We start from the raw sequence: 12667 nt of genomic DNA, 5'->3' as shown, positions 1-12667 counted from the left end.
AGCATCGACTCGCATGTTCAAAGAGCCGCCGGCGTAGCCATCCGCACACGACATTGCGATCCTGAAAGCGCTTCCAATGCGATGCGTTCCAGTGAATACGTATGCAGCGGGCGTTCGCGACGAAGCCGCGTGTCTACCATACAGCGCAATCGCGACACCGCCCTGCGGCTGCGCGACACGCACATCCGGCCGCTTCGCCGGTTCAGACATTCGCAAGACAACATTGCCTGGGAGGGGAAAATGTTGAACCACAAGCGCAACGCGCTGACGCTGGCGCTGGCCGTCGCGATGACGCCGATGCTGGCCGCCGCACAGTCCGATACCACCGCCACCACGTCCAAGGATCCGGTCACCGAACTGGACAAGGTCCAGGTGACCGGCATCCGCCGCGGCATCGAGAACGCCATCGCGATCAAGCAGGATTCCACGTCCATCGTCGAGGCGATCTCGGCCGAGGACATCGGCAAGCTGCCGGACGTGAGCATCGCCGAATCGCTCGGCCGCCTGCCCGGCCTGGCCGCGCAGCGCGTCGCCGGCCGCGCCCAGGTGATCAGCGTGCGCGGCCTGTCGCCCGACTTCGCCACCACCCTGCTCAACGGCCGCGAAGTGGTCAGCACCGGCGACAACCGCAGCGTCGAGTTCGACCAGTACCCCTCGGAACTGGTCAACGGCGTGACCGTGTACAAGACGCCCGATGCAGGCCTGGTCGGCCAGGGCCTGTCCGGCACCATCGACATGCAGACCGCGCGTCCGCTGAGCTTCCCGGACCGGGTGATCGCCATCAGCGGCCGCCTGCAGAAGAGCTCGCTCGGCAAGGCCGCCGATGTCGACGCCTTCGGCAATCGCTTCAGCGCCAGCTACATCGACCAGTTTCTGGACAACACCCTGGGCGTGTCGATCGGCTATGCCCACAGCGACATGCCGATCCAGGAGAACCAGGTCGGCCTGTACGAGCCGTGGACCACGCAGAACACCGACAGCGGCAGCCGTCCCGGCGTGGCCGCGGGCACCTACTTCTCCGACGGCATCAAGGCGCTGCGCCGCACCGGCAACAACAAGCGCGACGGCGTGATGGCCACCGTGCAGTTCCGCCCGTCCAGCAGTTGGACCAGCACCTTCGACGCGTTCCATACCGAAGCCGAGCAGATCGACACCGCCAATCAGTTCGAGGTCAATCTCAGCAACTACAACGGCGGCTACACGCCGGGCCTGCTGATCACCAATCCGCAGGTCGACGCCAGCGGCAGCTTCACCGGCGGCACCGCCAGCGGCGTGTATCCGCTGGTACGCGGCATGTACAACAAGCGCAAGGACAAGATCGACGCGTTCGGCTGGAACAACGAGTTCAACCTCGGCAGCGTGCGCCTGATGGCCGACCTCAACTACTCCAAGGCCACCCGCAAGGAGCTGAACCTGGAGAACAACCTGCAACTGGTGCCGATGCCGCAGCTGGACACGGTCGGCCTCGTGATCAGGCCCAACGACTTCTCGCAGATCACGCCCGGCCGCGACTACTCCGACCCGAACAACCTGTTCCTGACCAACACCATCTACGGCTCCGGCTACGGCAAGGTGCCTGAGGTCGAGGACCGTCTGAAGGGTGGCCGCCTGGCGGCGACGCTGCCGGCGCCGCAAGCGCTGACCTGGTTCTCGGACATCGACGTGGGCGTCAACTACGCCGACCGCCGCAAGCAGAAGACTCAGGCCGAAGGCAACATCCTGCTCGGCGCGCAGGGCGATACCAGCATTGCCAGCGACCTGCAGTACGACCCGGTCAACCTCGGCTTCGCCGGCATCGGCACGATCCCGGCCTGGAACGTGCCGGCGGCGGTCTCGCGCTACATGACCTTCAATCCGGTCACCAACCTGGACTACCTGATCCCGAAATCGTGGACCGTGCAGGAGAAGATCACCACGGCCTGGGTCCGCGCCAACATCAACACCGACATCGGAGAGGTCGGCGTGCGCGGCAACATCGGCGTGCAGCTGCAGCATGCCGACCAGAGCTCGCAGTCCAGCTACTTCGACCAGTCCCGTCCTGCAGGCCAGAACGTGCTGCCGATCGATGCCGGCAAGACCTACAACGACTGGCTTCCCAGCCTCAACCTGGCCTTCCTGTTCCCGCACCAGCAGACCCTGCGCTTCGCCGCGGCCAAGCAGGTGGCGCGGCCGCGCGTGGACCAGATGCGCGCCGGCCTGGACTTCGGCGTCGACACGTCCACCGGCAAGCCCGGCGGCAGTGGCGGCAATCCCCTGCTCGACCCGTGGCGGGCCAACGCGCTGGACCTGTCGTACGAGAAATATTTCGGCGAGAAGGCGTATGTGGCCGCCGCGGTGTTCTACAAGGACCTGAAGAGCTACATCTACACGCAATCGCGCGACGACTACGATTTCTCCGCCCTGCTCGCCAGCTACGTGCGCCCGCCCAACATGACCGTGCCGGTGCAGACCACCGGTACCTTCTCCTCGCCGCAGAACGGCAAGGGCGGCACCCTGCGCGGCCTGGAGCTGACCGCCTCGCTGCCACTGGACATGTTCACCGACAGCCTGCGCGGCTTCGGCATCCAGGCCAGCGCCACGTTCAACGACAGCGACATCAAGGTCGTCGATCCCGAAAGCGCCTCCAGCGTCGGCTCGGCGCCGATCGACCTGCCCGGCCTGTCCAAGCGCGTGTACAACTTCACCGCCTACTACGAGCGCAACGGTTTCGAAGCGCGCGTCAGCCAGCGGCGGCGTTCGGACTTCATCGGCGAGATCGGCAACTTCAACGGCAACCGCACGCTGCGCTATGTGGTCGGCGAGAACGTCACCGATGCCCAGGTCAGCTACACCTTCGCCGACGGCAGCACCCTGGCGGGGCTGAGCCTGCTGTTGCAGGCGAGCAACCTGACCAACTCGCCCTACCGCACGTACGCCGGCACCAAGGACCGTCCGCTGGAATACATCGAATGGGGACGCACCTACATGCTGGGCGTGAACTACAAGTTCTGAGCCACGCGTAACGGATTCAGACGACACGCCCGCCGGCGCAACCGGCGGGCGTTTTCGTTGAGGCGATTGCAGCATCCGGCAGTGGCGAGTGCCGGAATGCCGGATGCAGGAAGCCGGGCAACAAAACGATGGGATCAGGAGCGTGCAGCGCCGCTGGTCTTTTTCGATCGGGATGAAAACGAGCGATTTGGAGAGCGCATGCCCACCTTCCCGCATACGAGGAAGAGCCACGCCAGCGCATCCGATTCGCTCCCCCGAACCGCCCCATCCGGGCGTATTGCGGGAGATGGAGCCGCGACAAAGCGGTCCGGCCGCGATGGATCGAGACCGGCTCGACCATAGTCGACAACGGCTTTCAGCCTGAAGGCCGCGAGAGCACGGAGCTGCCAGCAAGCGAAAAGCCAGCGTTCCAGATCGCCGAGGTTGGCACACGCACGGGCGTCGCGATCATGGCAATGCACGCCAGCGCAGCGCGCATGGCGGATGCGTGGCCGCGTCGCCGGCTCGAGAAGGCGGAGGAATGGAACTGTCTGTGGTGTGGACCAGCACGGCAAAGTCCACGCCCCGCCCTTCTGATTTCAGGACGGGATTCGTGTCGGCGACCACACATGCACTGATTAGCGGGCGCACCAACTGCCAAGACGTCGTGACGTCGTGGTCACCGCAACAGGCCACTGATGGGCGCGGTCACTGTCGCTCGATCGCCACCGTCCAATCGAGCGCCATCGGCGTACGCGACGCTAGCCGGCACGATGCAGGTCGGACTGCATCTTCAACGATCGGCACCTTCTGCAGTGCCGCAGCCGCATCAGCAGCGATGCGGCAGATCCATCGACAGCAATCACCCAGCCGGCGCTCAGGCACTCTGCAGGCAAGCCATCGCATGGCCAGGCAAACGCAAGCGCTCGCCGAGCGTGCCAGGCTGCACGCCTGGTACCTCCAGCGCTTGCCAGGCGCCCTCCGGCACCGCCACGTCCACAGACTCGGCCGACAGATTGAACGCCAGCAACAGCGTTTGCCCGGCATGGCGACGCTCGAACATCAGCACGGGCTCGGCGGTCTCGTGGAACACGATGTCGCCCTCGCGCAGCGCCGGATGCTGCTTGCGCCAGGCCAGGAACTGGCGGATCGCATGCAGGACCGACTGTGGATCGGCCTCCTGCGCGGCCACCGACTGCGCGCGGTGCGCGGGTGCGACCGGTAGCCAGGGCGTGCCAGTGCTGAAACCGGCTTGCGCGCCGGCATCCCACGGCAGCGGTGTCCGGCATCCATCGCGGCCCTTGAAGTTCGGCCAGAACGCAATGCCATAGGGATCCTGCAGCGCCTCGAACGGCACCTCCGCCTCACCCAGGCCCAACTCCTCGCCCTGGTAGACGCAAACCGAGCCGCGCAGCGAGCACAGCATCGCGATCAGCAGGCGCGCGAACGCCGGCGTCTCCGCGCCCTGCCCCCAGCGCGTCACCGCGCGCTGCACGTCATGATTGGAAATCGCCCAGCACGGCCAGCCTTCGGTCATCGCCGCTTCCAGGCGCGAGACCGTCTCACGGATGTAGCCGGCGCTGAAATCGTCGGTCAGCAGTTCGAAGCTGTAGCCCATGTGCAGGTGCCCGGCGCGCGTGTACTCGGCCGTGGTCGCCAGGGAATCCTCCGACGAGATCTCGCCCAGGCTCACCGTGCCCGGATAGCGGTCGAGCAGGCCGCGCAGCTGCTGCAGGAACGGCAGATTCTCCGCCTGCGTGTTGTTGTAGTAGTGGTACTGGAACGCGTACGGATTGTCCGGGCTGAAGCCGCGGCCGACTCGCTTTTCCGGGGGCTTGGGCGGGTTGTCGCGCAGCTGCGGATCGTGGAAGCAGAAATTGATCGCATCCAGCCGGAAGCCGTCGACGCCGCGCGCCAGCCAGAACTCCACGTTGTCCAGCGTCGCCTGCTGCACCTGCGGATTGTGGAAGTTCAGATCCGGCTGCGACGCCAGGAAGTTGTGCAGATAGTACTGCCCACGGCGCGGCTCCCACTGCCACGCCACGCCCCCGAAGATCGACAGCCAGTTGTTCGGCGGAGCGCCATCCTCACGCGCATCGGCCCATACGTACCAATCGGCCTTCGGATTATCGCGGCTCTGCCGGCTCTCCTTGAACCAGTCGTGCGCCACCGAGGTGTGGCTGAGCACCTGGTCGATCATCACCTTCAGGCCCAGCGCATGCGCCTTGGCCAGCAGGGTATCGAAGTCGGCCATCGTGCCGAACAGCGGATCGACCTCGCGATAGTCGGCGATGTCATAGCCGAAATCGGCCATCGGCGACTTGAAGAACGGCGAGATCCAGATCGCATCGACGCCCAATGCCGCGATGTAGTCCAGCTTGCGCACGATGCCCGGCAAGTCGCCGATACCGTCGCCGTTGGCGTCGAGAAAGCTACGCGGATAGATCTGATAGATGACGGCACCGCGCCACCATGGAGCCTGAGACATGCAACGCCCCCCTTCGGGCAGAGATCGCGCGTGCGACGGGCACGCGAAACGCTGCGTTAGAGTAGCGTTGATGCAGGAATGTGAGTCATGCTTGCATACGTATTCACAAGCACCAACTTAAATCAGCCGCACTCATAACCAAAAAAGAGTCTATAAATGCATCTTTATTTTTAATAGTGAAATTACAAAAATTTAACGACAACATAAAATTCAAAAAAACAAGCTCGGCAGGAAAGTCTCAATATTTCCTGAAAATTGGCTCAGAGCACTCTGCGATAGCAATTTGACATTCGCCCTTACCCAAACCGCTGCACTGGGACTTTGCTCGTGCTACTGCATCACTTACGGTAGCAGCTGTACTAAAGGCAGCACCGCTAGCACCAACTGGATGCGCCAAGGCTACACATTGATTGTGATATACAAACTCAACCTTGCAGCTTTGCGCACCCGCACTCTGACAATTCTTGAAGGCGACATCCTCAGCTTCTTTTTTCGAAGCTCTACCAGAACTTACTCCACCATTTCCACTAGGAGACGTTGCAATAGCGCCCCACGTTTTTATCCATTCGCCAGTAGGACGAGGTGGCGCAGAAATTTCATCAGCACTAGATGGACCACAAGTCGCCGAACCAGCCGCAGTGCCAACTGGGCAAGCGGTTTGAGCCAAAGATGCAGATGGGTTTGCAGCCAGCCCCATGATTAGCGTCAAAAATGGCAAATTTGATAATCTCATTTAACTGATCTCAAGCTACTCTCAAAACAAGCTCATCAAGCATTAGGGGTATTCGCCTTGCCAAGCCAACCCGGTTGCTGTTGAGCGCCAGTTCCCTGACTACCGACGAAATTACCAGTGGCATTGGTGGTGGTAGATAGCTCGTTCTTCGACACGTTCGTAGGGTTCGGAGCCTGTGGCGTGTAAGGCCTACCAGTCGCCGGATCCTTGCCAACCGCACCGAATCCAGAGTACGGCGAGAACTGGCCCAGCGTGCCCTGGAAGAACGAGGCCGCCATTGGTGGTGCCGTGATGATCAGCGTACTCAACACCAAGCCGATTCCTCCTTGCTGCAATGCCATGCTGCTGACACCCTCGGTCGAGCCGCCGGGAAGCGCCCACTTGGCCAGGAACCCGGCCGCCACTGCCGCGACCACCTTCGTCGCCAGGCCGACCGTGAAGCTCAGCACGGCTAGCGAGAAGACCGTCCCGATCCCGTACATCAGCCACTTCTGGAACAAGGACTTGGTTGCATCAAATAGCAGACACAGGATGAACAACGGCCCAAAGCCGACGAACAGCGCCATCGCCAGTTTGTTCAGCAGCAACAACGATCCGCCCACCACGCCAGGGCCTGCCATCCCCAAGCCAGTGAACCAACGCGCGCGGCTTTTTTCGTCTTCCAGCTGCGGGTTGCTCGCCGTGTCGATCTGATCGATGCTCGTCATCGCGATCTGCATCAACGCCAGATTCTTGTCGATGGCCTGATAGGCGCTCTCCGAGTCGCCTGTCACGGTCTCCACGATGGCGCTGCTGAGCCCGTCGGTGAGCCGCCAATAGAGGCCGTTCATCTGCTGATCGCCCGTGGTGGCCCCAGGCCTGGCGGCGGACACCATGCTCATGGCCACGCCAATGATGAGCGCGGAGCGCAGCGAGCTCACCACCAGTTCCATTGCCGATTCACGCGATTGGCCGGTGGCGACGCGGTACCCCTTGAGCAGGATCCACAGCGTCAGCGCGCTCATCGCCGTCACCGTCACCCACCACGACATGCGGATCAACAAGGCCCACTGAAAATAGTCGATCTCATCGCGCAAGAAATTGTTGATGAGGATGAAGAACTGGTAATTGGCGTAGTTCTGCAAAAAATCCATGACTGCTCCATAACGCGCACGCTCATCACTGAGCTCTAGCAGGTGTCGCCGCTCCGATCAGGCGGAAGCGGCGACACGTGGGTATTACTTCGCGATGCTCAAACGCTCGAGATTCTGGGGACGAGACGACTTGACCGCTTCCAGCGCGACGCCCATGGCCGCGCCTGCAGCGATCTTGCTCGCAAAGTCGCTCAATCCGGAGAAACCGTCGAACAGGCTGCCACTGCTTCCGGTATCGGTCGCCGACGGCGCCTTTTTGCCGCGCATCGCGGCCCAGGCACCAGCGGACTGCACCTGCGTGAGATAGGACAGGCGCTTCTCGTAGGCGAACATCGCCGCTTCGGTCTGCTGCCGATCGATGTCCATCAGCGCCCGCAGGGCAATCAGCTTGTTGGTGTTGTCTTCCAGCAAGCCGATCTGGTTCGTGCTGATTTTCGCACGCTGCTGTTCCAGGTCGCGCAGGCGCTGCAACCGCTTCTCGGTGATGTCGTACATCGCCACCATGTAATTGAACTGCGAATTGCGCGTGCGCTGGATCAATTCGCAGGTCTGCTGCTGTTCCTGCGACACCGGCGTTCCCGAGGTCTTGGCGGCGCAATCGGAGACGCCATAGTTGTCATCGACCTTGACCAACTTCTCCTTCGGCTTGTCGACCTCATCGCCGCTGGACTTTTCCTTCTCGGCCTTGCCGACCTGGTGGTCTTCACGGATCTTGTCGAGCTTCTTATCCAGCGTATTGGTATTGGTTTTGTTCTCGTCAATTTGTTTATTGTCGATCACTTTCCACTGCGCAAAAGCAGTCGCTGGCACCAGCATGAGCAGCGCAGCTACAGCAACGACACGAACGCGATTGGAGGATTTCATCGTCTTGTCCATAAACACCTCAACACAGATCTTGTAGAAACATTGCCACGCGTGACTGGGCGAAGCGGTCAGTTGACCGCCGCCGCCCCCCGATTATCCGAAGACACCGCCCTCGCCGGGCCCGATTTTCCGGAACCCTTGCGCCGTGCGTAGAACTCGTTCAACCACTGCTCGGGCGTCAGATCGTCCGGCGCGACGCCATGCTCCTTGGCCTTGCGCTCCAGCACCTGGTGCATGATTTCGATATTGTCGGTCGACGCCGAAATGACCGACAGCGCATCGTCCATGCCGCGCAGATTCAGCTGGCACACCGACGACCCGTGGCCCTGCTTGACCAGGAAGCAGCGCGAGCGCTCGTCCAGACTGACCACGACCTGGTACTCGGCCTCGGTGAGCTTGAGGCCGTCCATGTAGTCTTCCTTGCTGGCATTGGGATTGGGCAGCAGGATCATGGTCGCGGTCTGTTCGACCAACGCCGCGGAGATGTCGCTGGCGAGCGCATCCTCCGGGCTCTGGGTGGCGAAGATGCCCAGGCCGTTCTGCTTACGGATGGTCTTCTGCTTGTTCTTGGCGAATTCCTTCAGGCCACCCTTGCCATCGAGGATCTTCCAGAACTCGTCCATCACGTAGATCAGCGGCCGGCCGTCGATCAGGGCCTCCAGCCGATGCAGCAAGTAGTTGATGACCGGAACGCGCACTTCCGGGTTGTCGATGACGTCGGTGTAGTCGAAGCCGATGATGCTCGCCTTCTCCAGGTCGATCGTATCGACCGGGTTGTCGAACACCCAACCATGCGAATTGCCTGCGGTCCACTTGCGCATGCGCGCGTACAGGCCGTCGTCGCCCATGTTGGGCAGGCTCTTGCGGAAGTTGGTCATGCTGCGCAGATGCATGGGCGTATCGAGCATGCCTTCCACGCCGCGGAAGATGTCCTCCTCCTCGCGCGAGGTGTACTCGATCTTGCCGGCCAGGACCTTGATCAGGTCGGCCAGGAACTGCACGTTCGCCTCGGTGCGCTCGCACTGGAAGGGGTTGAAGCCGGTGGGCTTGCCGTTCTCCAGCGCCAGGTAGTTGCCGCCGCAGGCGCGCACGAAGATCTCGGCGCCGCGATCCTTGTCGAAGAAGAAGATGGTCGGGATCGGATCGAACTTCTGCACCTGGCTGAGCAGGAAGTTGATCAACGCGGTCTTACCGGTACCCGACTTGCCGATCACCATGGTGTTGGCGATCGCCTTCTCGCCCAGCGAGTTCTCCGCCGGATGCGTGGCGTGGAAATTGAAGTAGTACGGCTTGCCGTTGGTGGTCTGCAAGGTGGTGACGCATTCGCCCCAAGGATTGTTCTCGCGCTTGCCCTGGGCGAAGTTGTGCAGCGGCGACAGGCCGAGGAAGTTCAGCGAGCTGACACTGGCGATGCGCGTGCGATAACGCCAGTTGCCTGGCAACTGGGCATAGAAGGAGGACGCAACCGCCAGATCCTCCTTGGTCGAGACGAAACCGGCATTGGACAGTTCCGCGCGCGTGGTCGCCACCTGCTGTGAGAGCTTTTCCTGGGTCTCGGCGTAGACCGCAATGGTGAAGTGGTACTCGCCCAACACGAAATTGCCCGACGACAGCTGATCCATCGCCAGGTCGAGCTCGTGGATCTGGCTCACCGCCTTGTCGCCGGAGGACACCATCATGCCCTTGGTGCGGTCGAGCACCTTCAGCGCATCGTGCCGCCCCATCGGACTGAAGGAGTGGGTCACCACGTACTCGAAGTCGAGATACTTCAAACCATTGAGAATGCCGGGATAGGTCCCGTCGGTGTATTCCTTGATGTTCAGGATGGCGCCGAAATGATTGACGCCCTCCGGGGTCTTGATCACGAAGTCGCCGGTCTTGTTGGCGAACATGTGCTTGCTGACCGGCAGATAGGCCGGCACCGGGGCCTGCAGCACCGGCACCGGCTCATCGATGCGGTTGATGAGATAGCCGAAGAACTCCAGCGCCTCGGAGAACACCACGCCATTGCTGGCTTCGTACATGCTCAGCCGGTAAGGCGAGTAGTCCTTGAGTACGGCTTCGACGTTGCCGGCGAGTTCGAGCACCTTGGCGATCGCCTGGTCCTGTTCGGACTGCAACTGCGGAATGCTCGACGACTTGTCCATGAGCCGCTTACCCGTCACCACCGGGCGATAGATCATGGTCATGTACAGCTCGTTCTGCATGATCTTCTGCGAGGACAAGGTGCCGTAGTACTGGTCCGACAGCTCCTGGTTGAACGCCTGCTTGAACTTGCCTGCGTTCTTGATGCGGCGGCGGCGACGCACGTCGTGTACCCAGAACGCCACGTTGGCGAAATCCGGGGCGCGCAGCGTCTGCAGCATGCGGTTGAAGGTGTTGTGCCGGTGTTCGATCTCCCACTCTTCGCGGCCCACGAACGGAAGCCCGCCCAAGTGCCAGATCAGCATGAAATCTCCTCCCGTCGTCTTCAGCACGGACGGCGCCACATGCGTGGAGATGGAGATGAATTCGCTGATTGAAGTATCCGGGATGAACATAAGGGAATAACTCAGAATCCGTTTCGTCTTGCCAAGGCCCGGCGCACATGCCCCGGGAACCGTCGACCGCGCTCACACCAGCACCGCGCCGACACGAAAAACCGAACAACCCCATGCACGACAGAGACGCCGTGCATGGGGTCGAGACCCGGCGACAGGTTCCAAGCTAACGCTTGGCGCCCGGCACCTCTTTCCTGTACTCATTCGGCGAGAACACCCACATGCCGGAATAGCGCTGCAGGTTGCGCACGCGCATCCTCATCATCCAGCGCAACCCGAGCATGCGGAAGATCATCTCGTCCCGCTTGGTCATCTGTTGCATGACGAAGACGATGACCGGAATGAGCAGCAGCAGCCACATATCGAAATAGATACCCATCAGGAAGCCGCCGCCCGCGCCGATGAAGAACGGGATGTACGGCACCCCGAAAAACATCGCCGGCCGGGTGCAGCCCCGGAAAAGTACATTCTTATGCATAGTGCAGAACGTGCTGGATCATCTGAATCGCTGCGGTGGCCTTGCACTCGGTCTGGCCGGTATCGCCGATCAGCATCTTGGCCAACTGACCGGCCGCGCCGATCAGCACGCCGCCCAGCAGCACCGGCGCCACTTCGGCCACGCGCTTGTGCGCGAACGCGATCTGGTAGCCGGCGAAAACGACCGCGATGGTCACCACGACGACCGACGCCATGTTCAGGATGTTGTTGGTCTTGCCGAGGAAACCGCACACCTTCTGGTCGGCACCGGCATAGTCCTGCGCCATCGCAAAGCTGGACGCGAGCAGGGCCACGGTGAACACCGCCGCCTGCAGCGCCGCCGTACCGACGACCTTGGCATTCGACTTCAATTGATTGTTCTTGAACATCGTGAGTATCTCCTTGACTGGAAAACAGGGGGTGATCAAAAAGCCACTTGCATGGCCGCGCTACTGCATCTGGCTAGAATACGAAGGCCCCGTCGCCAGACGTCGGCGGCGGCGTACTTGTGCCAGGAACGGCCGCTCCCGCCACGGCCTGCGGCGCGTGTGCGGCAACGTGCGGAGCTGGGGGCGCTCCGCCACCTGCAGGAACCGCCACTCCTTTGCCGGCGCCTGTAGGTCGTATCACAAAGAGATCGGAATCTGCCGCGGTCGGCTGTGCCGATGCGGCCGCTACTGCGCCAGCGGTCTGCGGCGCCGGCGCCGCAACGGCAGCCTGGGGACGCACCGACAACTGGCTTTGCGCGGCGAGGCCGCTGGCGAGCTGGCCTGCCGCAGCATCGATACGCCGCGACACGATCGAATCGACCTCGCGCACCGCCGCGGCCTTCGCCGAGTCGGCGACCATGCGGCGCACGCCGCCTGCCGGGATCACCGGAATCGCACCCGCGGTGGACGCGGCGAGCGCCCTGCCCTGGTTGATCGACGCATAGACCTTCTGCACGTAGCCATGCCGATACCCGGTCTCGAAGTTGCCGGAGTAGTAGCAACTGAACGACTTGCCCCAATTGCCACCGGAACGGCTGTAGCACTCGGCCAGGATCTTGGACGCGGCCTGCAGATTCGGACAGGTCTTGAACGCTTTCTCGTAGGTATCCAGACCGTACTTGATCAGGTTGTAGCGATTGACCTGCCCCAGACCAAGGGAGAAGTTGTAGCCCTTCTCTTCCAGCATCCGCGCGGTGGCGACCGCTTCGGGCAGGTTCTGCGGCTGGCGCACCAGGCGGCCGCCGACCACGCCGATCGCGAACGGATTGTGCGACGACTCGACGCGCACAACGTGCTGCATGACTTCAGCCGGAACCGCCATTTCGGGACAGCTCAGTAGTTCCATGCCTGGCAACATGCCGTGGTTACTCCTTATGCATCGGCTTCCCGGCAACTGGTCCGAAACGCCGCAGATGTCGCAAATCAATCGTGTTGGAAGAAAAATTCAAAGTCAATCGGCGTCGTTCCGCCTT

At 62.0% G+C, this 12667-nt stretch carries 9 protein-coding genes and 1 pseudogene; 2 read left to right on the top strand and 8 right to left on the bottom strand.

The window, feature by feature from the left end; translation table 11 throughout:
• Positions 1-240 precede the first annotated feature (240 nt).
• Positions 241-2991: a TonB-dependent receptor gene (locus ACP93_RS06355; RefSeq protein ID WP_048489922.1), complete on the top strand. Its 2751-nt coding sequence runs from the start codon at positions 241-243 to the stop codon at positions 2989-2991.
• Positions 2992-3284: 293 nt separating this feature from the next.
• A pseudogene (locus ACP93_RS22250) lies at positions 3285-3425 on the top strand (replicative DNA helicase); the annotation flags it as partial.
• Positions 3426-3847: 422 nt separating this feature from the next.
• On the opposite strand, the gene ACP93_RS06350 reads toward ACP93_RS22250, so the two are convergent.
• The 8 genes from ACP93_RS06350 to ACP93_RS06320 all read right to left on the bottom strand — a co-directional run bounded on the left by ACP93_RS06350 (position 3848) and on the right by ACP93_RS06320 (position 12540).
• Positions 3848-5458, bottom strand: a complete 1611-nt coding sequence (locus tag ACP93_RS06350; protein WP_048489921.1) for an alpha-glucosidase — start codon at positions 5456-5458, stop codon at positions 3848-3850.
• Positions 5459-5696: 238 nt separating this feature from the next.
• Positions 5697-6191, bottom strand: a complete 495-nt coding sequence (locus ACP93_RS21045; protein WP_082143384.1) for a DUF4189 domain-containing protein — start codon at positions 6189-6191, stop codon at positions 5697-5699.
• Between the two features lie 35 nt (positions 6192-6226).
• Positions 6227-7324, bottom strand: a complete 1098-nt coding sequence (locus tag ACP93_RS06345) for a TrbL/VirB6 family protein (RefSeq protein ID WP_048489920.1) — start codon at positions 7322-7324, stop codon at positions 6227-6229.
• 84 nt (positions 7325-7408) lie between these two features.
• Entirely contained in the window at positions 7409-8200 is a 792-nt protein-coding gene (locus ACP93_RS06340) for a hypothetical protein (protein WP_228135968.1), read from the bottom strand.
• Positions 8201-8256: 56 nt separating this feature from the next.
• Positions 8257-10728: a VirB4 family type IV secretion/conjugal transfer ATPase gene (locus ACP93_RS06335; protein WP_048489919.1), complete on the bottom strand. Its 2472-nt coding sequence runs from the start codon at positions 10726-10728 to the stop codon at positions 8257-8259.
• 166 nt (positions 10729-10894) lie between these two features.
• Entirely contained in the window at positions 10895-11206 is a 312-nt protein-coding gene (locus ACP93_RS06330; protein ID WP_010340363.1) for a VirB3 family type IV secretion system protein, read from the bottom strand.
• The gene (locus tag ACP93_RS06325; RefSeq protein ID WP_048489918.1) at positions 11199-11594 is read right to left on the bottom strand and encodes a TrbC/VirB2 family protein; all 396 of its coding nucleotides are present in this window, start codon (positions 11592-11594) and stop codon (positions 11199-11201) included. Before ACP93_RS06325 ends, ACP93_RS06330 begins: the two co-directional genes overlap by 8 nt.
• A gap of 73 nt (positions 11595-11667) precedes the next feature.
• Positions 11668-12540 (bottom strand): transglycosylase SLT domain-containing protein, encoded by an 873-nt coding sequence (locus ACP93_RS06320; protein ID WP_204243648.1) that lies wholly within the window; start codon positions 12538-12540, stop codon positions 11668-11670.
• Between the last annotated feature and the right edge of the window lie 127 nt (positions 12541-12667).

This window comes from Xanthomonas sp. NCPPB 1128, assembly GCF_001043115.1.
GTDB lineage: Bacteria > Pseudomonadota > Gammaproteobacteria > Xanthomonadales > Xanthomonadaceae > Xanthomonas_A.
This window is presented reverse-complemented; position numbering and strand designations above follow the sequence as displayed.